Origin of the sequence: Tractidigestivibacter montrealensis, assembly GCF_024741235.1 — a bacterium.
GTDB lineage: Bacteria > Actinomycetota > Coriobacteriia > Coriobacteriales > Atopobiaceae > Tractidigestivibacter > Tractidigestivibacter montrealensis.
This window is the reverse complement of record NZ_JANSKA010000001.1, coordinates 380,478-404,986: the sequence shown is the minus strand read 5'-3', so window position 1 is coordinate 404,986 and position 24,509 is coordinate 380,478. Positions and strand designations below refer to the sequence as shown.

General features: G+C 62.8%; 20 protein-coding genes. 16 read left to right on the top strand and 4 right to left on the bottom strand.

The features are described from left to right. The first annotated feature begins 24 nt into the window (after positions 1 to 24). The 7 genes from NVS32_RS01680 (at position 25) to xdhC (ending at position 9,011) form a co-directional block, all read left to right on the top strand. Positions 25 to 522: a nucleoside deaminase gene (locus tag NVS32_RS01680; protein ID WP_042088906.1), complete on the top strand. Its 498-nt coding sequence runs from the start codon at positions 25 to 27 to the stop codon at positions 520 to 522. 40 nt (positions 523 to 562) lie between these two features. Further along, positions 563 to 1,651, top strand: coding sequence for a BMP family lipoprotein (locus NVS32_RS01675; protein WP_042088905.1), 1,089 nt, complete (start codon positions 563 to 565; stop codon positions 1,649 to 1,651). Positions 1,652 to 2,348: 697 nt separating this feature from the next. Continuing rightward, positions 2,349 to 3,731, top strand: a complete 1,383-nt coding sequence (locus NVS32_RS01670) for an NCS2 family permease (protein WP_032110470.1) — start codon at positions 2,349 to 2,351, stop codon at positions 3,729 to 3,731. 44 nt (positions 3,732 to 3,775) lie between these two features. Further along, positions 3,776 to 5,059 carry an amidohydrolase family protein gene (locus tag NVS32_RS01665; RefSeq protein WP_258498444.1) on the top strand — a complete coding sequence of 428 codons (1,284 nt, stop codon included), beginning with the start codon at positions 3,776 to 3,778 and terminating at the stop codon, positions 5,057 to 5,059. Between the two features lie 234 nt (positions 5,060 to 5,293). Further along, complete coding sequence (gene xdhA, locus NVS32_RS01660; RefSeq protein WP_032110468.1) at positions 5,294 to 7,636, top strand: xanthine dehydrogenase subunit XdhA; 2,343 nt, start codon at positions 5,294 to 5,296, stop codon at positions 7,634 to 7,636. Then, positions 7,636 to 8,517: a xanthine dehydrogenase subunit XdhB gene (gene xdhB, locus NVS32_RS01655; protein ID WP_032110467.1), complete on the top strand. Its 882-nt coding sequence runs from the start codon at positions 7,636 to 7,638 to the stop codon at positions 8,515 to 8,517. Before xdhA ends, xdhB begins: the two co-directional genes overlap by 1 nt. Next, positions 8,517 to 9,011: a xanthine dehydrogenase subunit XdhC gene (gene xdhC / locus NVS32_RS01650; RefSeq protein WP_032110466.1), complete on the top strand. Its 495-nt coding sequence runs from the start codon at positions 8,517 to 8,519 to the stop codon at positions 9,009 to 9,011. Before xdhB ends, xdhC begins: the two co-directional genes overlap by 1 nt. A gap of 299 nt (positions 9,012 to 9,310) precedes the next feature. Here the strand turns inward: xdhC and NVS32_RS01645 are convergent, their stop codons facing one another. Continuing rightward, positions 9,311 to 9,817: a hypothetical protein gene (locus NVS32_RS01645; protein WP_233516533.1), complete on the bottom strand. Its 507-nt coding sequence runs from the start codon at positions 9,815 to 9,817 to the stop codon at positions 9,311 to 9,313. 403 nt (positions 9,818 to 10,220) lie between these two features. On the opposite strand from NVS32_RS01645, the gene NVS32_RS01640 reads away from it, so the two are divergent. Together NVS32_RS01640 and NVS32_RS01635 are read left to right on the top strand one after the other, a co-directional pair. Beyond that, the gene (locus NVS32_RS01640; RefSeq protein ID WP_258498443.1) at positions 10,221 to 11,504 is read left to right on the top strand and encodes a double-cubane-cluster-containing anaerobic reductase; all 1,284 of its coding nucleotides are present in this window, start codon (positions 10,221 to 10,223) and stop codon (positions 11,502 to 11,504) included. Positions 11,505 to 12,059: 555 nt separating this feature from the next. Beyond that, complete coding sequence (locus NVS32_RS01635) at positions 12,060 to 13,472, top strand: uracil-xanthine permease family protein (RefSeq protein WP_258498442.1); 1,413 nt, start codon at positions 12,060 to 12,062, stop codon at positions 13,470 to 13,472. 23 nt (positions 13,473 to 13,495) lie between these two features. Here the strand turns inward: NVS32_RS01635 and guaD are convergent, their stop codons facing one another. Next, entirely contained in the window at positions 13,496 to 14,863 is a 1,368-nt protein-coding gene (gene guaD, locus NVS32_RS01630) for a guanine deaminase (protein WP_258498441.1), read from the bottom strand. 255 nt (positions 14,864 to 15,118) lie between these two features. On the opposite strand from guaD, the gene dpaL reads away from it, so the two are divergent. From dpaL to NVS32_RS01595, 7 genes are all read left to right on the top strand, one after another. Beyond that, positions 15,119 to 16,342, top strand: coding sequence for a diaminopropionate ammonia-lyase (dpaL, locus tag NVS32_RS01625; RefSeq protein WP_118343226.1), 1,224 nt, complete (start codon positions 15,119 to 15,121; stop codon positions 16,340 to 16,342). A 150-nt stretch (positions 16,343 to 16,492) separates the two neighbouring features. Further along, on the top strand, positions 16,493 to 17,170 hold the full coding sequence (locus tag NVS32_RS01620; RefSeq protein ID WP_032110460.1) for a response regulator transcription factor: 678 nt from the start codon (positions 16,493 to 16,495) through the stop codon (positions 17,168 to 17,170). Beyond that, positions 17,167 to 18,219: a sensor histidine kinase gene (locus NVS32_RS01615; protein ID WP_117651909.1), complete on the top strand. Its 1,053-nt coding sequence runs from the start codon at positions 17,167 to 17,169 to the stop codon at positions 18,217 to 18,219. The genes NVS32_RS01620 and NVS32_RS01615 overlap by 4 nt, the downstream gene beginning before the upstream one ends. 157 nt (positions 18,220 to 18,376) lie before the next feature. After that, complete coding sequence (locus tag NVS32_RS01610) at positions 18,377 to 19,189, top strand: ABC transporter ATP-binding protein (RefSeq protein WP_258498440.1); 813 nt, start codon at positions 18,377 to 18,379, stop codon at positions 19,187 to 19,189. Next, positions 19,179 to 21,236: an FtsX-like permease family protein gene (locus NVS32_RS01605; protein WP_258498439.1), complete on the top strand. Its 2,058-nt coding sequence runs from the start codon at positions 19,179 to 19,181 to the stop codon at positions 21,234 to 21,236. The genes NVS32_RS01610 and NVS32_RS01605 overlap by 11 nt, the downstream gene beginning before the upstream one ends. 346 nt (positions 21,237 to 21,582) lie before the next feature. Then, positions 21,583 to 21,957, top strand: coding sequence for a hypothetical protein (locus NVS32_RS01600; protein WP_032110457.1), 375 nt, complete (start codon positions 21,583 to 21,585; stop codon positions 21,955 to 21,957). 3 nt (positions 21,958 to 21,960) lie between these two features. Further along, positions 21,961 to 22,272 (top strand): hypothetical protein, encoded by a 312-nt coding sequence (locus NVS32_RS01595; protein ID WP_032110456.1) that lies wholly within the window; start codon positions 21,961 to 21,963, stop codon positions 22,270 to 22,272. Between the two features lie 188 nt (positions 22,273 to 22,460). On the opposite strand, the gene NVS32_RS01590 is transcribed toward NVS32_RS01595, so the two are convergent. Both NVS32_RS01590 and NVS32_RS10975 read right to left on the bottom strand, forming a co-directional pair. Beyond that, the gene (locus tag NVS32_RS01590) at positions 22,461 to 23,792 is read right to left on the bottom strand and encodes an ATP-binding protein (protein WP_117651907.1); all 1,332 of its coding nucleotides are present in this window, start codon (positions 23,790 to 23,792) and stop codon (positions 22,461 to 22,463) included. Further along, the gene (locus tag NVS32_RS10975) at positions 23,792 to 24,508 is read right to left on the bottom strand and encodes a LytR/AlgR family response regulator transcription factor (protein WP_258498438.1); all 717 of its coding nucleotides are present in this window, start codon (positions 24,506 to 24,508) and stop codon (positions 23,792 to 23,794) included. The genes NVS32_RS01590 and NVS32_RS10975 overlap by 1 nt, the downstream gene beginning before the upstream one ends. Between the last annotated feature and the right edge of the window lies 1 nt (position 24,509).

Below are 24,509 nucleotides of genomic sequence, written 5' to 3'. Positions count from 1 at the left end.
TCGAGCCGGAGAGGAGTAGGGGGCATGGCGCGCAAGGAGTTCTCGCACGGCGAGGACGTGGCACTGCTGAGAAGGGCCATCGAGGTCTCCAAGAGCTCGCGCGAGCACGGGAACACGCCGTTTGGGGCAATTCTCGTCTCGCCCGAGGGCGAGGTTCTTCTCGAGCAGGAGAACGTCGAGATCAAGACGCACAAGTGCACTGGGCACGCAGAGACGCAGCTCATGGAGCGCGCGAGCCAGCAGTACGAGAAGGGCTACCTCTGGGACTGCTCTCTCTACACGTCTGCCGAGCCCTGCTCGATGTGCTCTGGCGCCATCTACTGGGGAAACGTGGGGCGCGTGGTCTATGCCATGACCGAGCGCAGGCTCCTCGAGCTCACGGGCTCAAACGAGCAAAACCCCACGTTTGACCTGCCGTGCAGGAAGATCTTTGCCGCTGGCCAGAAGCCCATCGAGGTCGTGGGGCCGTTCCCCGAGCTTGAGGCCGAGGCCGCGGCTGTACATGCGGGGTATTGGGACTAGGGCAGGCACAGGGAAGCCTGTCCAGGAGAGGGAGGTACCAATGGCAGCAAACGTTACGCGCAGGGATGCCATCTCGCTTGGCCTGGGAGGCGCTGCGGCCGCATGCGGGCTTGCGCTTGCGGGATGCGGGTCCTCTTCAAGTGGGTCTGGCACGGACGCCACCGAGAAGACCAGCTACAAGGTGGCAATGGTCATCAGCGGCCCAAAGAACGACGGTGGCTGGGGCCAGGGCCACTACGAGTCTCTCACCAAGGCTATCGAGTCTCATCCCAACTGGGAGATGCTCGAGCCCAAGGAGAACACCGCCTCGGCGGACGCGGCATCTGCGGCGCAGTCCTACGTTGACCAGGACGTCGACCTCATCATTGCCGCTGGCAACGAGTTTGTCTCGGCATGGGGTGACGTTGTGGCCGAGGCGGCGGATTCGAACCCCAACGTGCACTTCCTCATGACCAACACCGACCCTGCCACCGACCTGGCAGACTACGAGACCCTCGAGAAGGTCGAGACGGTTCAGGTGAACCTCAAGCAGACCGGTGCCCTTGCCGGAGTTGTGGCTGGCCTCATGACCAACACGGGGGAGATTGGCTTCATCGGCGGGATGCGGCTCCCCACCACGCTCACCAAGTACGCCGCCTACCTCGCGGCCGCGCAGAAGGTGAACCCCAAGGTCGAGGGCCATTACAACTTTGATGCGGGCTTCACTGACGCGTCCTTTGGCACCAACATCACCAACCAGTGGATTGCATCGAACAACGTCGACGTCATGTGGGGCGACGCCTCGGCTGTCGACAACGGCGCGCGCCAGGCGCTCGAAGAGGCCGGCATCGACACGCACTTCGACATCGCGCAGCCCATCGATTCGGTGGGGTCGGACAACCCCAGCGTGATCACCTCGACCGTCACCGACTGGATGTTTGGCCAGGCCATGGACGAGGTCGAGGCTGGCTCCTTTGGAAATGGCGTCGTGATAGAGGCCAACATGGGCAATGGCGGCGTCTACCTGGGCAGCTATTCCAATAAGGTCTCGCAGGAGGTCCAGGACAAGGTCGCGGAGTACACCGAGCAGATCAAGGCGGACTCCTTCCTCAGCGATGACGAGGTCGATGCGATAAAGAACACGCTCTAGGCGCATGACGCCCAAAGCAGCGTTTCTGCAGGTAGTTGAGCACTGCGGGCCTTCCGGCGAGATTTTGACGCCGGAAGGCCCGTTTGTGCAGGAAGTGCAACTTATTCCTTCTCTGCGGCGTGGCCTCGCTCCGTGCCGCTGGAGCCCCCAGAGTTAGCTTGTCACTCATTCGGATGCGAACGTGTGACCCCCGCAGGTCGCTACAGATTCGAGCGACGATTGTGTGGTGTCGCTGCCAGGGACCCCGCAACTAGCCCTCCGTTAGGTACCTATATGCATAACGGTTAATCAATTTCGAAAGAATATGCAGCCGCTTGCGGAGTAGTGCCTACCGCCTGCGGGTGTGATGACACCAATCTGAAATGCTTACTTAATATCGACATTACAAAAAAACAAATAGTGCGATAACAAAACTTGTTGGTAGGTCCCGAGCAACACGGCACGACGATGGCGCAGAGCAATGCCCGCCATCACCCGTTGAGACGAGCAGCCCTCCCAACAAGCAACTTACTTCGAATGTCAGTTCAACCGCGCACCTGCCGGCAGTCACGATGGCTGCATGAGCGAGCCCCGATGGCTCGCCAAGAGCGCGGCACCTTCAGACACACATCAAGCGTGGAATCAACCCGCAGACGCTGCCAAGGCCGTCTGTGGGCAGTACCTGTTGGTATCCAACAACGAGAAAGTGGTGTGTGACATGGAGAGTGCACTTGATAAGTTCTTCCACCTCAAGGAGCGTGGAACCACCGTAAGGACTGAGCTTCTCGCCGGCCTTACAACGTTCATCACGGCGGCGTATATCCTTGCCGTGAACCCCTCGGTTCTCTCGGCCACGGGCATGCCGCAGGACGCCCTGTTCACCGCGACGGTCCTCATCTCCACCATCGGCACCCTGATGATGGCGTTTCTCACCAACTACCCCTTCATCCTGGCGCCGGGCATGGGCATCAACGCCTACTTCGCCTACACCGTGTGCTTGGGCATGGGCTACTCCTGGCAGACGGCGCTCACCGCGATCTTTGTCGAGGGCATCATCTTTGTGATCCTCTCGCTTACCAACGTGCGTGAGGCCATCTTCAACGCCATCCCCATGAACCTCAAGTACGCAATCACCGCCGGCGTTGGCCTGTTCATCACGATCATCGGCCTCAAGAACTCCGGCCTGGTCATCTCCAATGAGGCCACGCTTGTCTCGATGTTCTCGTTCCATGGCTCTATCGAGGCGGGCACCTTCTCGACCTCCGGCATTTCGGCGCTGCTTGCCCTTATCGGCATCATCATCACCGCAATCCTGGTGTGCAACAACGTGCGTGGCAACATCCTGCTTGGCATCCTCATCACCTGGGGCATCGGCATCATCTGCCAGCTCACCGGCGTCTACGTGCCCAACCCCGACGCCGGCTTCGCAAGCCTCCTGCCCGACTTCTCGCGCGGCCTCTCGGTTCCCTCGATTGCACCCATTGCCTTCAAGCTGGATTTCTCCAACTTCTTCTCGGTTGGTTTTGCGTCGGTAGTCTTTGCGTTCCTCTTCACCAACCTCTTTGACACCATTGGCACGCTGATCGGCTCCGCGTCCAAGGCAGACCTTCTCGACGAGAACGGCAAGCTTCCCAACGTGAAGGGCGCCCTGCTCGCCGAGTCCCTGGCCACCACGTTTGCCGGCCTCATTGGCACCTCGTCTACCGCGACCGCCGTCGAGTGCACCGCAGGCATCGCCCAGGGCGGACGCACCGGCCTCACGGGCATTACCACGGCCATCCTCTTCCTGCTGTCGCTGTTCCTCTCGCCGATCTTCCTTGCCATCCCGTCGTTCGCCACGGCGCCTGCCCTTGTCATCGTGGGCTTCATGATGTTTGGTGCCGTCACGCAGATCGACTGGGGCACCGCGACCGAGGCCGTGCCTGCGTTCGTCGCCATCGTGGCCATGCCCTTCATGTACTCTATCGCCGAGGGCATCTCTCTGGGCATCATCTCCTACGTGGCAATCAACGCCTGCTCGGGTGCTGAGAACCGCAAGAAGATCTCTGGCGTGATGTGGGTTCTGTTCGTGCTGTTCTGCATCAAGTATTTCTTCATCTAGTCGGTGGCACACGCGCTGTGCGCCTTACGTGAGGGGAGTACGTCATGAACGAGAACACATTTGCAATCAAGGGCGACATCGTCTGGTCGCGCCACAACCACACGCTCTCCTGGGCAAAGGACGGCTACCTGGTAGTTGTTGATGGTGTTGTCCAGGGCGTCTACCAGGAGCTTCCTGCCGAGTACGAGGACATTCGCATTGTTGACCACACGGGCAAGCTTGTCATCCCTGGCATGAACGACATCCACGTCCACGCCCCGCAGTACAGCTTCCGTGGCATGGGCATGGACCTCGAGCTCCTCGAGTGGCTTAACACCCACACGTTCCCTGAGGAGAGCAAGTACGCGGACCTCTCGTACGCCGAGCGTGCCTACGACATCTTTACCGACGACCTGCTCCACTCGCCCACCACGCGTGCGGTTGTCTTTGGCACCATGCACGTGGAGCCCACCGAGCTCCTCATGGACAAGCTCGAGGCAACGGGCCTCAAGACCTATGTGGGCAAGGTCAACATGGACCGCAACAGCCCGGATTATCTATGCGAGAAGGACGCTGCCACCTCGCTTGCCGACACGGTGCGCTGGCTCAACGACGTCGAGGCCAAGGGCTACGCCAACACCAAGCCCATCCTTACGCCGCGCTTCACCCCCACCTGCTCCGACGAGCTCATGGAGGGTCTGGGCAAGCTCAAGCAGGAGAGGGGCCTGCCCCTGCAGTCGCACCTCTCCGAGAACCTGTCCGAGATTGACTGGGTGCATGGCCTGGCGCCGTGGTCGACCTGCTACGGCCAGACCTACGAGCACTTTGGCCAGCTTGACGGCGAGGGCAAGACCGTGATGGCCCACTGCAACTACTCCACGGACGAGGAGATCGCCATCCTCAAGAAGCACAACGTCTTTATCGCAACCTGCCCGCAGTCCAACATGCAGCTGTCCTCGGGCATCGCTCCCATTCGCCGCTACCTGGTCGAGGGCATGAACGTTGGCCTTGGCACCGACGTTGCGGGCGGCGCGTCGCTTTCGATGTTCCGCGCGGTGGCAGACCTGGTGGGCTGCTCCAAGCTTCGCTGGCGCCTGGTGGACCAGAACCTCAAGCCGCTCTCTACCGCCGAGGCGTTCTACATTGCCACGGTTGGCGGCGGCGCGTTCTTTGGTAAGGTGGGCACCTTCGAGCAGGGCTATGACGCAGACGTCCTGGTCCTAGATGACTCCGGCCTGCGTACGACGCTCGAGTGCAACCCCGCCGAGCGCGTCGAGCGCTACATGTACCTCGCCGAGGAGGGCGGGCGCATCGTCGAGAAGTACGTTGCGGGTACGCGCGTGCTGTAGGTTGCGCTGGTGTTGCAGCGCCGGACGCCCCTGCGTCCGGCGTTTCTTTGCTCTAGAGGGCGTTGCTTTTTTACGTGAATAACGCCCAGCTCAGAGGGTATGTGAGACGATTGCAGATAGATGAACGGTCGGCAGCGGTTTGTGACCATTCGCCGCTGCCTCACCGCGGCCCCTCGCGGGGTCACTAACATTTTGTTATGCAGCAATACAGGTTTCTAGGAGAGGGAGCTTGTCATGGAACAGCTGAGGGAGGTCGGACGTCCCGTCAAGCGCGTCGATGCATACGACAAGGTCACGGGACGTGCCATGTTCACCGACGACCTCTGCCCCAAGCCCTGCCTTGAGGCGAGGATTCTCCACTCGACAATCGGCAACGGACGGGTGCTTTCGATCGACACCACCGAGGCCAAGAAGGTTCCCGGTGTGGTGGCGGTCTTCACCTGCTTTGACGTGCCCGATAGGCCTTACCCAGTGGCGGGTCACCCTTGGTACGCCGACAGCCACGCCGAGAAGCGCGACCTTGCGGACAGAAAGCTCCTCGACGACCGCATTCGCATCTATGGCGACAACATCGCCGTGGTCGTGGCCGAGGATACCGTGGCCTGCGATCGCGCCTTGCGCAAGATCAAGGTCGAGTACGAGGAGTGGCCGGTCGTCTACGACCCCAAGGAGTCGCTCAAGGGAACCGAGCACCCGGTTCAGGACATCAAGCCAGACAACCTGGTGGCCCACACCTGCGCGCTTACCAGCCCTGAGAACCTCGCCAAGTACGGCTACAAGACGGTGGACGACGCCATCAACGATCCGGCGTACCACCACATTGCCATCCACACCGAGACGGGCGAGCAGTCCCAGGTCCATATCGAGACCTGCACTTCGTTCTGCTACATGGAGGGTGGCAAGATCGTCTGCGTGGCCTCCACCCAGATCCCGCACATCATGCGCCGCGTGATTGGCCAGGCCCTGGGCATCCCCTGGGGCGATGTGCGCGTGATCAAGCCCTACATCGGTGGTGGCTTTGGCACCAAGCAGGACATCCACTACGAGCCGCTCAACGCCTGGATCTGCCAGCAGCTCGGCGGGCGCTGCGTGCGCCTTGAGCTCTCGCGTGAGGAGCTCTTCTGGGACACCTCGGGCCGTCAGCCCAAGTCCTTTGACGTCGAGGCCTCCTACGGAGACGACATGCTCCTGCATGCCCGTTCCATCCGTGGCTGGTCCAACACCGGCGGCTACATCCACCACGGACATGCACTGGTGCTCAACTCGGTGAACTCGTTCCGCTGGCTCTACCACACCAACGAGGTGGCCTCCAGAAGCGAGGCCTGGACCGTCTACACCAACGGCCCGCACACTGGCGCCATGCGCGCCTACGGTGTGCCCGAGGGCGTCTGGACGGCCGAGTGCCTCATGGGCGACATCGCCCATGACAACGGGTGGGACGGTGTCGAGTTCCGCCTCAAGAACTGCATCCGCGAGGGCTTCGTGGACGAGTTCACGCCCGGTGGCGCCGTTGCCGCCCACACCTGCACGCTTCCGCAGTGCGCGGAGAAGGGCAAGGAGTGGATTCACTGGGACGAGAAGAAGCGCGAGTACGCTAACCAGACCGGCCCCATCCGCCACGGCGTGGGCGTCGCGTTCTTTGTGTACAAGACGGCCGTCGCGCCGTTCGCGCTCGAGACGGCAACGTCGCGCGTAACGCTCAACCAGGACGGCACGGTGCAGCTTCAGATGGGCGCCACCGAGATTGGCCAGGGCGCCGATACGGTCTTCTCGCAGATGGCTGCCGAGGCCATTGGCGTCGACACCGAGGACGTCCACATCGTATCGTTCCAGGACACGGACGTGACCCCGTATGACCCCGGCGCCTACGCGTCGCGCCAGACCTACGTCTCTGGTACGGCCGTCAAGAAGGCCGGCCTTGAGCTGCGCGAGAAGATCCTTGCCTTTGCGCACCGCCTATACCCCGCCGCCGGTGAGAACCTCGACCTGCGCGACCACGCTATCTGGGACGCCACCGGCCGCCAGGTATGCACGCTTGCCTCGCTCGCCCTTGAGGCCTACTACAACGTGGACGCCAACGACCAGCTGAGCGCCTATGCCACGGCCAACGTCCACACCAACGCCATCGCTACGGGCTGCACCTTTGCCGACGTCACGGTGGACATGCCGCTCGGCAAGGTTACGGTCAACAGGATCATCTCCGTGCAGGACAACGGCCGTCTTATCAACCCCAAGCTCGTGGAGCAGCAGGCACACGGCGGCATGGGCCAGTCCATTGGCTTCGCGCTCTCCGAGGAGGTCCAGGTGGACCCCAAGACCGGGCGCGTGCTCAACGATACCCTGCTCGACTACAAGATTCCCACGATGATGGACCTGCCCGACCTCAAGGCCGAATTCGTCGAGTCCGATGACCCCACGGGCCCCTACGGCAACAAGGCCGTTGGCGAGACGCCCATCATCTCCCCGGCGCCCGCCATCCGCGACGCCATTCTCAATGCCACCGGCGTGAAGTTCTATCACATGCCCATGACCCCGCAGCGTCTTGTTGAGGGCTTCAAGAGGGAGGGGCTGATCTGATGTACGACATTGAATCCCTGTACGAGGCCACGAGCGTCGAGGACGCCTGCCGTGCCCTGGCCGAGGACCCCCAGGCCATCGTCATTGCTGGCGGTACCGACGTGCTCGTAAAGGTGCGCGGCGGCAAGCTTGCGGGCGCACACCTGGTCTCGATTCACAACCTGCACGACGAGCTGGATGGCGTGACCCTGGCCGACGACGGCACGGTCGAGATTGGCCCCATCACGTGGTTCCACCACGTCACTACGAGCCCCGTCATCCAGGCTACGGTTCCCACGCTGGGCGAGGCCTGCGACACGCCGGGTGGCCCGCAGCTGCGCGTCTCGGGCACCATCGGTGGAAACGTGTGCAACGCTGCCACCTCGGCAGACAGCGCCTCGACGCTCTTTGCGTACGGCGCCCTGCTCGACGTGGTGAGCACGCGCGGCAAGCGCACCATCCCCATTGAGGAGTGGTATGCCGGCCCTGGTCGTTCCTACAGGGAGCGCGACGAGGTGCTGGTCAAGATTCGTATCCCGCGTGACCACTATGAGGGCTTTACCGGCCATTACTTCAAGTACGGCAAGCGTCGTGCGCTCGAGATCGCAACTATGGGATGCTGCTGCCTGGTGAAGCTGGGCGCAGACAAGTCCACGATTGATGACATACGCCTCGCCTTTGGCGTTGCCGCTCCCACCCCCATGCGTGCCACGGGCGCCGAGGACGCGGTGCGCGGCCTTCCCGTTGCCGAGGCGGTCGAGAAGATCGGCGAGCTCGCCCAGGCCGAGACGCACCCGCGCGACTCCTGGCGCGCGTCGAAGGACTTCCGCCTGCAGCTTATTGGCGAGATGTCGCGTCGCTCGCTCATCGAGGCCGCGCGCAAGGGAGGGGCTGATATCTAATGGCAATGCGCATTCTCAAGTGCACCATCAACGGCAAGCCGGTGGAGGTTGGCTACGACCCTCGCGAGTCGCTGCTCGACACGCTGCGCGACAGGCTTCACCTCACGGGCACCAAGCGTGGCTGCGAGGTCGGCGAGTGCGGTGCGTGCACCGTCCTCATCGACGGCGTGGCAACCGACTCCTGCCTCTACCTCACGGACTGGGCACAGGGCAAGGACATCCTCACCATCGAGGGCGTCCAGAAGGCGGACGGCTCGCTTGACCCGGTTCAGCAGGCCTTCATTGACGAATTTGCCGTTCAGTGTGGCTTCTGCATTCCTGGCATCATCATGAGCGCAATCGAGATGGAGCGCACGGGCAAGACCTACACCCGTGACGAGATCCGTAAGCAGCTCTCGGGCCATCTGTGCCGTTGCACGGGCTACGAGAACATCGTGAACGCGGTGGAAAAGGCCGTCGACGTGCTTGACGGCGTGATGGGTGAGGACGCCTAGTGAGACAAAGGGACAGTCCCTTTGTCTCATCTGAGGGTGCGTCACACAATCGGAGACGAATGTGTGACGCACCCTGCTTGTTACAGAATCGTGCGACGAATGTGTGGCAAGGCCATGCGTGCAGGCGCTGGCATGCTGACGGACGACGCCAGGGCGTCATGGATGATCGCTTGTGTGCTCGACTGGCTCTACCTGCGTTTTCTCAAACGCTACATCGCTGTTTACTCGCGGTGCCCCCGAAAAACAGTATCCCAACAGCAAATGCTTGCCAAAGTGGGGAAAGGTTGAACCGCTCGCTTCTAGCCCCAGCTCACCACGACGGTGCTGTTGTCATGCACGCCCTCGGAAGCAAGCTCCTCGCCGGCCTTTACGTCGTAGCCAGCTCGGCGCAGGCGTCGAAGGAACGCCACGAGCTTGGCGTTGTACTCGTTGAGCAGGCGCATCTCCTGCAGGGGAGAGATGAGCCCCTGAGGCCGACCGTGGATAATGCTCGAGATGGCATCGGCTACCAGGACGTTACTGTTTGCGAGAAGATCGTTGTAGAAGGCGTTGCCAGCACCAGCGCAGTCCGTCTCGCCAGGTGCAAACTTGAGCATCACCGATGTCCTGCCGTACATGGCGTACGTGCGAATGCGTGTGCTGGTCTGGCCCTCTGCGTTGCGCATGGCCCACCGCAGGGCATTTGTGGCAAGGGTGTCCGCCTCGGCCTGCGATCGGCCCGGCTTGGCAGCTGCAGTGAGGGCGCGGGCGTCTTCTGCAGAGATGAGCTCCGTTGGCTGCGGCATGTTGGCGTTTGTCTCGTTCATAGTTTCTCCGTTCTGGCGTCTTGTCGCATGAGGCGTATCTGGCGGGACGCAGGGTTTGTTGAGCCGATAATACCGCGATGTGCCTCTGCGCAAGGAGCAGTTCGCTTGGGGGCGCATGTTCACCGTTCGCCGAGCTCTTTGGGTGCTTTCGTTCTTATGGCACCGTTCGTCTGCCGTACGCCCAATAGATATTCAGAAAACCTTACAAACTGTTATGATGAAACAGCACCACCGATAGTCACGAGAAAATATAACGGTGGACGCCTAGAGATTGCCCGTCAGGGCTGGGTTGGCGTGAGGACGCCCCCAGGCGGGTGCAGTGCTGCAGTTATGCGAGTCTTTCGCAAGGTTTCCCCTGGACGTGAGGACGTCGGCCATGCGTGGACGCAGGAGAGGAGTCACCATGGCAGACGAGTACGACTACCACAAGATGTGGGGAGACCTTGGCATGGACGTCGAGGCGCACGACGGCCTTCTCGGCGTGGTGGGCGAGATGTACCAGACCATGTACCTCACGCAGGAGAACAGGCCGGCCTCCACGTCCTACCTGGACGGCGTTGCCGCAAACCTCCACTCCGGGCGCATCCGCGAGATGGTGGACGGCCGCAGCGAAGGCAGCCCCAAGAAGATCATCGGCAGCTTCTGCCTCTATGTGCCCGAGGAGGTCGTGACCGCGGCTGGTGCCGTGGAGGTTGGCCTCTGCGCCGGTGCCGAGTGGGCTCCCGAGGAGGCCGAGAGGTACGTGCCGCGCAACACCTGCCCGCTCATCAAGGGCTTCATGGGCTTCAAGCTTGGTCGCGTGTGCCCCTACATCGAGAGCGCCGACCTCGTGGTGGGCGAGAACACCTGCGACGGCAAGAAGAAGGCCTACGAGCAGTTCTCCAAGCTCAAGCCCATGTACATCATGGACGTGCCGCACGTTCGCAACGAGGACACCAAACTCCAGTGGCGTCATGAGGTCCACGCCCTTGCCGCAAGGATCGAGGAGGAGACCGGCCAGAAGATCACCGAGGAGAGCCTGCGCGCTGCCATCAAGCTGGCCAACGACAAGCGTCGTGCGCTGCAGCGCCTCTCGGACACTCGTGCGGCTGATCCGGTGCCCATCTCCGGCTTGGACTCGCTACTCACTGTGCAGGCCGCCTTCATGGACGACTCCGCACGCCTGACCGGGGCCATCAACGAGATGGCCGACGAGTGCGAGAAGCGCGTTGCCGAGGGCGTTGGCGCAGCTCCCAAGGGTGCCAAGCGCATCCTCTACACCGGCACCCCGATGGCGGTGCCCAACTGGAAGCTCTTCAACATCATCGAGAAGGCCGGCGGCGTGGTGGTTGGCGAGGAGTGCTGCACCGGTAGCCGCTACTACAAGGACCTCGTCCCCGAGGACGGTGCCACCATCGACGAGATGCTCGACGACATCTCCGACCGCTACCTCAACATCCAGTGCGCCATCTTCACGCCCAACAATGGCCGCCGCGACGACGTCATCCGCATGGCGCGCGAGCTTCACGCCGACGGCATCATCGACGCGTCTCTCTCGTTCTGCACCATCTACGAGATGGAAGCGTTCGACATGGAGAAGGCCGCGCAGGAGGCCGGCATCCCCTATATGCACCTCTCGACCGACTACTCCGCCGAGGGCGACGGGCAGCTCACAACCCGCATCCAGGCGTTCCTCGAGATGATCTAGGCGTTTGTCGCACTTGTCCCGTTGGGGCCCTCCGCCTCTCGCCCCCCCCCTGTCCCCTTCTGCCCCTCGTCCTCTCTTCGTCCCCCCCCTCATTCTTTATCGGTATCTGTGAATTCCATTAATCGCCAACAGGGCAAACGTCGAGTCCGATTAACGGAAACCGATAAAGAACGGGGAGAGGGGAGTCCCGGTTGACGTGCTGTGCACAAAAATCGCGGTTGCCGGTCCAAATTCGGGGTTCCGCCAAGTATCACCACACGGGTGCCATTCCCCTACCTGCGGCTCTGCAAAAAGTTAGAGTTTTCGTACTCGGCGATTCGCCCAAAAAGGACCGGCAACCGCAATTTTTGTGCAGGGCAGTCGCGACGCAAAGAGCAAGGGGACGAAATGCCTTCCGCTGGCGGGCGTATTCCTACCGCTCGGAGCCCACGTCAGATTGTCAAACAAAATGTATGGCAATCAGACTAATAATTTGACCCGCCGAGACGGACCTGTGTTCGTCTGGACACGTCACACGTACGCGGTGGGTGCAGGGGCACCCGGGGGAGGACTCGGATGGCAGCGCAGGTACAGACGAGGGCAGAGCAGGAGCTCGACGAGTCGCTCTTTAAGCGGGAAGGACTGCCGCCGGTGGGGTCGCTCGTCCCCATGTCCCTCCAGCACGTACTTGCCTCCTTCGCAGGTGTCATCACGCCGGCGATGATGATAGCTACCACCTGCGGGTTTACGCAGGAGCAGGAGACCGCCATCATCCAGGTGGCGCTCATCCTCTCGGCCATCGACACGCTGCTCCAGCAGTTCCCGCTCTTCGGTCGCATCGGTGCGGGGCTCCCCATCCTTACCGGCGTCTCGTTCGCGTTCCTGCCTGCGTTCCAAGCGGTTGGCGCGCAGTTTGGCTTCTCGGTGCTTCTCGGCGCAGAGCTGGTGGGCGGCATCGTCGCCATTCTCTTTGGCATCTTCTACAACAAGGTGCGCAAGCTCTTCCCGCCGCTGGTAACCGGTACCGTGATCTTCACCATCGGCGTCTCGCTGTACCCCACGGCAATCAGGTACATGGCGGGCGGCGCTGGCTCGGCCAACTTTGGAGGAATCAATAACTGGATCGTTGGCCTCATAACCTTTGCCGTGGTCTTCGCACTGGCCAACTTTGGCAAGGGTGTGCTCAAGCTCGGGTCGATCTTCTTTGGCATCATCATTGGCTGCATCGTTGCCATTCCGTTTGGTATGGTTGACGGCTCTGAGGTGCTCAGTGCCGGATGGTTCTCGCTCCCGCAGTTCATGCCGTATGGCATCGAGTTCAACCCTGCCGCCTGCATCACGCTCGGCGTGGTCTACGTGATGGTCAACGTCCAGCTTATCGGCGACCTCTCCGCGGCATCCGCGGGCTCGCTGGACCGCATGCCCACCGAGCGCGAGATTGGCGGCGCCATCAAGGCCCAGGGCCTGGTGAGCATTATCTCGTCATTCTTTGGTGGCCTTCCCACCTCGGCATTTGGCCAGAACGTGGGCATTATCGTGAGCACCAAGGTCATCAACAAGTGGGTCTTTGGTGGCGCGGCTTTCGTGTTTCTCGCCGCGGGACTCTGCCCCAAGCTCTCGGCGCTGCTGCTCATGATTCCGCAACCGGTCATTGGCGGCGCCACCATTAGCGTCTTTGGCACCATCACCCTGAACGGCATCCGAATCCTGGTGAAGGACGGCCTCACTCCGCGTGCCTGCACCGTCTTTGGCATCTCGGTCGCATTTGGCATTGGCATCGCGCAGGTATCCGGCTCGCTGGCCGGTCCCGGCATGCCCGAGTGGATCTCCACGATCTTTGGCACCTCGGCCATCACACCCTGCGCCGTTATGGCAATCATCCTGAACAGCGTCCTGCCGCCCGAGGACAATACGCCCGAGCAGCGCAACCTCAAGCCGCTTGATGAGACAGAGGGAGTTTCCCCTTGTCTCATCGACGAGGATGAATGAGACAAAGGGACTGTCCCTCTGTCTCATTTCTCGATGACGCGGCGGCCCTGCACGTAGACCTGGCGGATGTTCTCGGGCGTCGAGAGGTAGAGTATCCGCGCCAGGCGGTCCTCCGGGGCGTCGAAGACGCCAAAGCCCGTGAGGTCGGCGTAGGGCAGGCACGTGTCAACAACCTGCAGGTCAAAGGCACGTCCGGGCTCAAAGGTGCCCACGGGAAGGCCAAGCGCCTCCGCGCCGCCCGCTGTTGCCAGGTAGAGCGCCTCCACAACCGAGATACGCGCGTCTCCGCTCCCGCGCTCCGGCTCGGGCCGCTGTGCATCGACGCCCGTCTCGAGCATGCGCGACGCCATCACGGCCTGGCGGATGTCATCGTACATGTTGGGGCTAAAGCCGCCCGAGATGTCGGTGCCCAGGCCAATGCGCACGCCCTGCTCGCGCAGGCGCTTCACCGGCAAGACGCTGCTCGCAAAGTACGCGTTCGAGATGGGGCAGTGGGCAATGCCCGCGCCTACCTGCGCAAAGAGCGCGCCCTCGTCCGGCGTGAGGAAGGTGCAGTGCGCCATGATCGAGTGCTCGCGGAGAAGGCCAAAGTCGCGCAGCGCGTAGGGATCCTCCTTGCCAAAGCGCGCCAGAACCGTGTCGTGCTCCCACTGTCCCTCGTTGCAGTGGCTCTGGACGTAGGCGTCGTGCTCCGCGGCAAGGTTTCCCAGGCCGCGAAGGACCTCGTCGGTGCAGCTGGGGATGAAGCGTGGCGTGATTACGGGCCAGACGCCCTGGGGCGCGTCCGGTCGCATTGCCTCAACCTCGCGGATGAGCTGGGCGGTCTCCTCGACGGCCTTTCTGGGTGACGCGTCGCGGTAGTAGTCGGGGTTCGCCGTGGGGTCGTCCATCACCGTCTTGCCCACAAGGCCGCGCTGGCCTGCGTCAACGCAGGCGCGGGCAAGCTCCACCGTGGCGTCCAGGTGCGCGCTGCCAAAGTAAACCACCGTCGTGGTGCCGCGTGCCAGCAGCTGGCGCACAAGGTCCCCGTAGACCGTGCGGGCAAACTCGACGTCCGCGAACTTTGACTCCAGCGGGAAGGTGCGCTCGAGAAGCCACCGGTCAAGCGGCTCGTCCAGCGCGATGCCCGCCTGCGGCCACTGGCACGCGTGCACGTGCAGGTCGACAAAGCCGGGAAGGCCATAGCGGCCCTGTCCCAGCTCCACAAGGACGCCGGAATCGTGGTAGGCGCGCACCAACTCGTCGTGGCGCGGGTCGTCCTCGCGCACGACCCGCGCAATCACGCCGCCTGCGTCCACCTCGATGAGCGCGTCCTCGAGGTACTCGAATGAGCCATACGTGGGTGTGTGGAAAAACGAGCCGAGAAACGCCTGCCGTACGTCTGCTGCCATGCCGCCGACCTCCCGTTTGTTGTTCTAGTGGCCACAAGTCTACCGAGTTGGGGCGGATGAGACAAAGGGACTGTCCCTTTGTCTCATCCCGTCCAACGCCTACGACCAACCTTTTGCCGGCAGCGCGACAATAGCCCTTGCAATGCGCCCCGGAAGTGGTGTAATTGATGTGCTAACAAAAAGTTTGGCTGTAAGACACTTTTTCTTATCTGGTCCAGCAAGCGTCGGGAGCCGACGCAGAGAGAGGGGAGCACCATGGAGCCTAAGTTCAAGTGGGTCACCAATCACATGCCCAAGAGCGAGGACAAGAACCTGCAGGTCATGAGCCTGGAGAACGTTGCCAAGGCCCGCGCGTTCCACAAGAGCTTCCCGCAGTACTCCGTGACCCCGCTTGCCAACCTCTCCGGTATGGCTAACCGCCTTGGTCTGGGCGGCCTCTACGTGAAGGACGAGAGCTACCGCTTTGGCCTCAACGCGTTTAAGGTCCTGGGCGGCTCCTTCGCCATGGCTCGCTACATCGCCGAGGAGACCGGCCGCGATGTGGCGGACTGCGACTTTGACTACCTCACGTCCGACCAGCTCGAGCATGACTTTGGCCACGCGACCTTCTTCACCGCCACCGACGGCAACCACGGCCGCGGCGTTGCCTGGGCCGCCCACCGTCTGCACCAGAATGCCGTGGTGCACATGCCCAAGGGCTCCACGAAGACCCGCTTCGACAACATCGCCAAGGAGGGCGCCAAGGTCACGATCGAGGAGCTCAACTACGACGACTGCGTGCGCCTTGCCGCCAAGGAGGCCGAAGAGACCGAGCACGGCGTGATCGTGCAGGACACCGCCTGGGAGGGCTACACCAAGATTCCGTCCTGGATCATGCAGGGCTACGGCACCATGGCCGCCGAGGCGGCAGACCAGCTGCGCCAACTTGAGGTCAACCGTCCCACCCACGTCTTTGTCCAGGCCGGCGTGGGCTCGCTCGCAAGCTCCATGGTGGGCTTCTTCACTAACCTCTTCCCGAGCAACCCGCCCAAGTTCATGATCATGGAGGCCGGCGCCGCCGACTGCCTCTACCAGGGCGCCGTTGCGGCTGATGGTAACCCGCGCATTGTGGGTGGCGACCTCCAGACCATCATGGCCGGCCTTGCCTGCGGTGAGCCCAACACCATTGGCTGGGACATCCTGCGCAACCACGCGGACGCCTTCGTGAGCTGCCCCGACTGGGTCTCCTCCAAGGGTATGCGCATGCTGGCCGCACCTGTGAAGGGCGACCCGGCGGTCACCTCCGGCGAGTCCGGCGCCGTGGGCATGGGCGTCATCTCCACCCTCATGACCGACCCTGCCTACGCCGAGCTGCGCGAGGCCCTCGAGCTTGGCCCCGACTCCCAGGTGCTGCTCTTCTCGACCGAGGGCGACACCGACCCCGTCCGCTACCGCCAGATTGTCTGGGACGGCGCGTGGCAGAGCGAGAAGGCCGAGTAGAACCACCCCAACGCCTGCGGGCGTCATTGCAAAGGACGAGCCCTGCCTCCCAGGGCCATGGCGGCCGGTGCGCGCATGCGTGCCGGCCGCGTCCTTCTCGATGCTAAGATTGTCCGTACGAGATAACCAAGTCTGGATGCGGAGGGCGCGATGGCCAATCTCTACCTCGTTGAGGATGACCCCAGCGTGCGCGAGCAGCTGTCGGTGCTTCTCTCAAACGCTGGTCACCACGTCCAGTGTGCCACCCGCTTTGACCACCTGGTCGAGGACATCACCGCCGCCTTGCCCGATGCCGTGGTGCTTGACCTGGGCCTTCCCGGGACCGACGGCCAGTATGTGGCGCGTGCCCTCAGGCAGAGGAGCGACGTCCCCATCATGGTGCTCACCAGCCGCACCTCCGAGCTTGACGAGCTCATGAGCCTCTCGATGGGCGCCGATGACTTTGTGGCCAAGTCCGCAAACCCGCAGCTCATCCTTGCGCACCTTGAGGCGCTGCTGCGCCGCAGACAGCCGAGCAAGGCTTCCCGTGTCAGCGCGGGTGGCCTGAGCCTCGACGTGGTGCGCGCAGAGGCAAGCTACGGCGGCAAGACCGTCGAGCTCTCCCGCAATGAGCTGCGCATTCTCGAGTGCCTCATGCGCCAGCCGGGCGCCATTGTCTCTCGCGAGGACCTCATGGAGGCTCTCTGGGCAACCGACGCCTTTGTGGATGACAACACCCTTACGGTCAACGTCACCCGCCTGCGCCAGGCGCTTGGCAAGGTGGGGCTGCCGCACGCCATCACAACGCATCGCGGCATGGGCTACTCGCTGCGGGTCGATAACGCATGAGCCCTCTTACGTACCTTCGCAGCCACGCGCTGCGGCTAGTCTGCTCCGTGGCAGTGGTTGCCCTGCTCGCCGTCATGCTGCCTATGGTTGGCGTGGAGGCGGGCGCCACTCAACTCGTGGTGCTTCTCGTTGCTGTGCTTGAACTGGTGAGCATTGTGTGGGAGTGGCTGCGCGAGCGTTCGTTCATGCGGGGACTTGCGCGGCTGGCTGAGGGCGAGGAGGACGTGCTCGATGCCGCCGACACCCTGCCGGAGCCCAATTACCCCGAGGGCGAGCTTGCCTGGGATGCGCTGCAGAGCGTGGCCCAGGCCTCGCGCCGCAGAGGGGCCCAGCTCGAGGAGGAGATGCAGGACTATCGCCACTACGTCGAGCTTTGGGTCCACGAGATCAAGACCCCGCTTGCCGCGATGAACCTCACGCTGGCAAACAGCCGCGGCGAGGACGCTCGGTCCCTCTCGCGCGAGGTTGCCCGCGTGGAGGCGGACGTGGAGAACGCCCTCTACTACGCGCGCAGCACCTCGGTGGCCGAGGACTACCTCCTGCGTCGCTGCGAGCTGACGGACCTGGTGCGCGAGGCCGTGAAGTCCCGCGCACGCGCGCTCATCGAGGCGCGCATGGCCGTTGACCTGGGTGGCCTTGAAGACGAGAAGGACCTCTGGGTCTTCTGTGACCCCAAGTGGATGGTCTTCATCCTGGGGCAGCTCATCGACAACGCCGTGCGCTACCGCGCCGTGCCCGAGCACGACGGGCGAGAGGCGCGACTGAGCTTCTCGGCACGCGTCGAGGGTGCCGGCAGCGCCAGCGAGCGCGTGGTGCTCGACGTGGCCGACAATGGGTGCGGAATCTCCGAGGCGGACCTTGGCCGCATCTTCGAACGCGGCTTTACCGGCACCAATGGCCGGTCGCACGAGCGCTCTACCGGCATGGGGCTCTACCTTGTGCGGACGCTCTGCGAGAAGATGGGCCTTGCCGTGGGGGCCACAAGCGCCGTAGGCGTTGGCACAACCATGAGCATCGCCTTTCCCAGGGAGCGGTCGCGCGTCGTGTAGCAGGCGCTTCTCGTGCCGTGCGAGACGTGACACAAACGTAAGGTTGTGTCACGGCAATCGATGGCAGCCCAGACGGTTGCGGTCCACCATGTATCTCGCAATCACAAGGCGGGTGGCCGCAACGGCCCGCCCGCACCAACACGAGAAGGAGCCACACATGGCACGCCATATGGACAGCGGCAGCGCGAGCATGGCCCACGGCGCCCCGGCGCCCGTGCTCGAGGTTCGTGACGTAACAAAGACCTACGGCGGTCACAGCGCCACCACGCACGCACTCAACGGCATCAACCTCACCATCGCGGCGGGAGAGTTCGTCGCCCTCATGGGCCCCTCGGGATCGGGTAAGTCCACGCTGCTCAACTGCATTGCCACGATCGACGCGCCCACCTCGGGCACCATCATGCTTGCGGGAACGGACGTCTCGCGCATCTCCCGTTCGCGCCTGGCGGACTTTCGCCGAGAGAAGCTCGGCTTCATCTTCCAGGACTCCAACCTGCTGGACAGCCTTACCGCGCGCGAGAACATCTCGCTGCCGCTGACCATTGGGCGCGTGCCCGCCGCACAGATTGAGGCCGACGTGGTTGCGGCAGCCACCTCGCTGGGCATCGAGGAGGTGCTCGACAAGTATCCCTACCAGATGTCCGGTGGCCAGCGCCAGCGCGTGGCGGCGGCTAGGGCGCTTGTCACCAGCCCGCAGCTGGTGCTTGCCGACGAGCCCACCGGTGCCCTTGACTCCAAGAACGCCAAGCTCCTGCTCGAGAGCCTCGAGTCCATGAACCAGTCGAGAGGTGCCACCGTCCTCATGGTCACCCACGACGAGACCGCCGCGAGCTACTGCCGCCGCGTGCTCTTCATTCGTGACGGGCGTGTCTTCACCGAGCTCGACCGCGGCAGCGACTCCTGTCACGCCTTCTTCGAGCGGATCATGCAGGTTGTGGCCGTGCAGGGAGGGGTCGACGATGCTCGCTAAGCTTGCCTTTGGCAACATGCGCAAGCTCCTGCATGACTATGCCGTGTACTTCCTCACGCTTGTGCTGGGCGTGGCCGTGTTCTATGCGTTCAACACCATGAGCGTCCAGGGCGACTTTCTCCGCGGCGACGTGGGCGAGACGCTCAGCCAGGTGGGACAGATCCTCGATGGGCTTACCGTCTTTCTCGCCGTGATCCTTGGCTTTCTCATGGTGTACGCGAACAACTTCCTCATGCGCAGGCGCAAGAAGGAGCTTGGTCTCTACCAGGTGTTGGGTATGCGTACGGGGCAGGTGAACGTGGTTCTTGCGCTGGAGACGCTGCTGGTTGCCGCAGTCTCGTTTGGCGTGGGCATTGCCCTGGGGGTGCTTGTCTCGCAGGTCCTGCTCTTTGTCACGGCTCGCATGTTTGCGACGACCGTCCAGCACTTCTCGTTCTTCTTCTCAACGGACGCGTTTATGCTCACCCTGGCGTGCTTTGGCGTGATCTTTGTTGTGATGATGCTCTTCAACTGGATAACGCTGCGCCGCGTGAGGCTCATCGACCTCATGAGCTCTGCGCGACAGAACGAGAAGCAGTTTGTGCGCAGGCTGCCGCTCTCCATTGTGTTGACGGCGGCGGGCCTTGTGCTCATGGGCGTTGCGTACTGGCGCCTTATCAGGGACGGATTCCCCATGGATAACTCCATGCAGGGGGGCTTCATCATCACCACCATCATGGTCGCAGTGGGCACGTTCGTCTTCTTCTATGGCCTTGCAGGCACGCTTACCGCGCTGCTCACGCACATGAGGGGCTTCTATTGGCGCGATCTCCACATGTTCACGACGCGACAGATCGCCTCTCGCGTGAACACCACAGCGCTCTCCATGGGGGTCATTGCGCTCATACTCTTCCTTGCCATGACGGCCATGACCACGGGCATGAGCATCTGCAACACCCTCAACGCCATGGTCGAGAAGGGAACCCCCTACAGCGCGTCGATCTCGGTGCTCCCGACGGACCCCGTTGCGGATCCCATAGACCTTGAGGCAGAGGTTGCAAAGGTGGGCATCGACCTCTCTGCGGTGGGAAGCCACGCCACGGTGAGAATTGCCGTCATCCCGTCCGAGCTTGAGGGCGCCACCTCGACCTTCCAGCGCATCTCGGAGCTTACTGGGGAGACCATCCCCAAGGGGTTCGAGCACGCCATGGTGGGGGAGGTCGTGAGCCTCTCGGACTACAACGCCGCCCGTGCGTTGCTGGGAATGGAGCCCGTTTCGCTTGCGGATGGCCAGTACCTCCTGCTCTGCAACATGGACCAGGTGGAGCCGTTTGTGAACGGGGGGCTTGAGAAGGGCTTCTCTGTCACGGTGGGAGATGTCACACTCACGCCGGCGCGCGCCACGGTGATTGACGACGCCTCGGCCGTACTCCAGGACAACGGCCTGGGGGCCAATCCCGGCACGTTTGTAGTGGCAGATGACCTGGCGGCGAGCTTGCCCACGTACCAGCAGGTGATTGACGTCATGTACGCTGGCCCCACCGAGGAGGGCGACGCTGCGCTCAAGGGGTTGGAGGAGAGACTGAGCGATAGCCTGGGCGAGCGATCGGCGCTTACGACCGTCGACACCGTCACGAGCGTGCTTGCCGATGGCACAACCACAACGCGGCTCATCTCGTACATGGCCATCTACATTGGATTTGTGCTGGTCATTGCCTGCGCCGCCATTCTCGCCATCCAGCAGCTCTCCAACGCGAGCGATTCTGCGGGCAGCTATCGCACCCTCTCTGAGCTGGGGTGCTCCGAGCGTCTGATCTTTGGGTCGCTGCGGGCACAGGTGGCTATTGCCTTTGCGCTGCCGCTTGCCGTGGGATTGGCGCACTCGCTCTGCGCAATCAGCGTGTTGAACGAGCTTGTGAGCGCCTTTGGGTACAGCGACGCGCTTGACGGGATGACCCTGGGGCTGGTGCTGTTTGCGCTGGTGTACGGCGGGTACCTGGCACTTACGTACCGGATGGCCCACGGAATTGTGCGCTCCGCCGTGCGCACCACGCGCCGCGCGCTGTAGGTGCGGTCGGCGCTGCGGAAACTCACTCTCCGGCGTCATTTTTGCGCCGGAGAGCCTCCTTTCGATGGGATTTTGTACGAGGCGTGCCTTCCGGCGCCAACGCCCCGCATCCTTCTCGTCCCATGCGCGGAGAACAGCTCCTTTTCTTAATCGGCGGCCGCATTCCCGCAGGTCGGCGATTCTGCTAGTAAGAAGAGGAGCTAAACTCCGGCAAATGTTCGGCGGTCTGCCCGGCGGGCGTCCAACAAACTTGGTTACAAAGGTGAGTGCGACTTCCGCGAACGCCGCGCAAGAACGTACAATAAAATGCACAAGTGTCGACCACACCCCAACGAAGGGATTTGCCATGGCTTGCTTTGTCGTACCCGCCGCCGAGGGCGCCGTTGTGAAGGTCATCGAGCAGAAGGCCAAGAAGAGCAGCGAGAACACCGAGGCATGCGCCCGCCGTGTCGAGCGTCTCGGCTGGCTCTCCAAGATGCTTTGGGGCGGCAGCGCCCTTCTCGCCTTTGAGCACGTCTGGCATGGCGAGGTCGTGCCGTTCTTCCCGTTCCTTTCTGCCATGGCCACGCCTGCGGACGCTGCGGCGATGTTCGGCGAGATGGCGACGACCGGCGTCGCGATGGCCGTCGTGGTGACTGCCGCCTGGGGTGGCCTGTGCGCCGTCGCGAACGCGATTGAGCAGCGCGCCGCCTCCGAGCAGGCCCCGGCGCTTGAGGTGTAGCCGATGACGCTTGCCATCACCGTCCTGGTGGCTGTCGCCTTCACGCTTGTGTGGTACTTGCGCCGCGACAACGACCTCTGCTTGGGTCTGCCGTGCCTCATGTTCTGGGGCGCGTCGCTCATGTGGCTGGTCGACGCGGTGGCCGAGTATCTCCAGGAGGGCGTGGCTATCTTCCAGCCGTCTGGCGAGCAACTTTCCAACGACGCGTTCCTGGGTGTTTGCGTGGTTGCTCTTGGACTGGTCATCTGGGTTGTGACGCTTCTTGTGAAAGACCCGCGCGGTCGCGTGCGCGCTGCGGTGACGCACCGGCGATAGCGTCTTTGGAGCGTCTATCGAGAAGAACGTGGGACCTTGGCCCCGGCGGCATTTGAACTGCCTCCCATTTCTTGGACAAGTAAGTAAAGTCCGAGAAATGGGAGGCAGTTCAATTTCGTCGCCGGGGCCTTCTTCGTAGCCGGCGGCGACTTTCGCCGCCACGCTCCGAGGTGCGTCGATCTCCGCACCTACATCATGATGTCGAGAGAGAACGTTCCATCCTCTGCACGGGCCACCAGCGTGCCGCCGTAGCGCTCCGCTATCGCGCGCATTGAGCGCATGCCAAACCCGTGGTTGGCCTTGTCCGCCTTGGTCGTCTGCGGCAGGCCGTCTTCAAAGGTGGGCTGGGCGCCCAGGTCGTAGTAGTTCTCGACGCTTACGGACGTGACTCCCATCGTGCGCCGCACTACCACGGAAATCGACCGCCGACTCGCCCCGCGAGCGGCCTCGACGGCGTTGTCCAGGGCGTTGCCAAAGAGCGCGTAGATGTCTGCCGGCGCCATGAAGTCGAGTGCCGACCCGTCTGCCACGCAGGTGAGCGTGATGCCCTCGCGCTGGCAGACCAGGCTCTTCTCGGTAAGTATTGTGTCCAGGGCCTCGTTGCCCGTGTGAACTGCCGCATCGTACACGTCGACCTCACGCGCGACGTCTGCTAACGCGGCCGGATCAACCACGGCACCCCCGTCTGCCAGCGCTCGTATCTGATGGCGCAGGTCGTGGCACTTGATGTTGATCGCCTCGATGCTCTCGCGGCTCTGCTCGTACTGGCGCTCGCGCTCGGCGAGCACTCGCTCGGTCGTGTCCTTCTCGGATGCGAGTTTGCGGTTGACCAGCAGCTCGTATTCCATCCAAACCGTGAACACGCAGATGAACCCATGCACAAACCGGAGCATCAGCGCGTATGCTACTGGTATGCCCATCTCGCAGAGGCTCTTGATCACCAGGTCAAACCCAATGACCATGAGCATGACCACGGCCATCATTGCGATCATCGAGCGGTCGCTCACCTGCTCCAGGCCGCGGCGGCTCAGCCGACGGGTTATCAGCAGATATGCAATCGCGTACGTTGCAACGGTGACTACTAGGGTGATGAGGGCGAACGTCCCCAGTGGCACTTCTCGCCCCCTGGCCGCCTCCGGTCCGGTTCCCTCCATGAGCAGCCATGCCGCCTCGCCCACGCCGGAGGCAAGGTTTTGGATGGCATATCCCGCCGAGCAGCAGAAGAGCGCCGTCCAGATGGAGGCGTCAAAGAGGTAGGTCACGGCGACGGAGCATGCAACGAGCAGTGCGGAGAAGAACACCTCCTCGCCGGCATATGCCTGAGTTCGGGAGATGCCGGGCAGCATTCCCTCGAGGCAGAAGAGAAGCGTCAGGGCGGCGATGCACAGAATCGCCGCAAGAGCGAGCCTCCTGCCAAAGTGCTCTCGCGGCTCGAGGGCAACTGCAAACAGGCCAATCCCAAAGATGACGCGTGCGAGAAGGAACGTGGTGCTCAGGGCTGCAGTTGCGACCTCGCCCATTACGCGCTCCTTCCCACGTATGCCGTGAGGCGCTCGAGCGCCGCCTTTCGCTGCGACCTGCTAAAGAACAGCTCCGTGCCGTCCGACATGACCACCGAGGTCGCCCGTATCCGCGCCACCTGGGCCATGTTGATGACGCAGCTGGCGGCAATCTTGAGGAAGCCCTTCTCGGCAAGCTCCTCCGCAACCTTGGTGATGGTGCCGCGCACCCGCAGGGGGTTGGGCTCCCCGGCAAGGTGGTAGTGCAGGTCGTGCTTGACGATGTCGATGTAGAGAACGTCCTCAAGCCGCACCACGCGAATGCCGTCGGGTGTGGGGATGGACACGGTGCCCTTAGAGGTACGCCTAACCATGCGCATGGCACGGTCCATGCGAAGGGAGAAGTCATCGTACTGGACGGGCTTCACCATGAAGTCGAGGGCGTCCACCTGGTACCCCTTTATGGCGTACTGTGCCAGGTTGGTCACAAACACCAGCGGCGTCTGCTCGTCGTAGCCGCGAAGGATCTGTGCCGCCTCCATGCCGTTGATGCCAGGCAGGTCGATGTCCATGAAGATCAGGTCCGCCGGGTGGCTTGCGTTCACGAACTCCACCGCCGAGGAGAGCACGGTCACGGCAAACGAGAGACCCCTCTCTGCTGCATAGCGGTCTAGATGCCCTCGCAAGACGTCCGCCTCTGCGGGGGAGTCTTCCACGATAAGAATTCGGTACGCCACG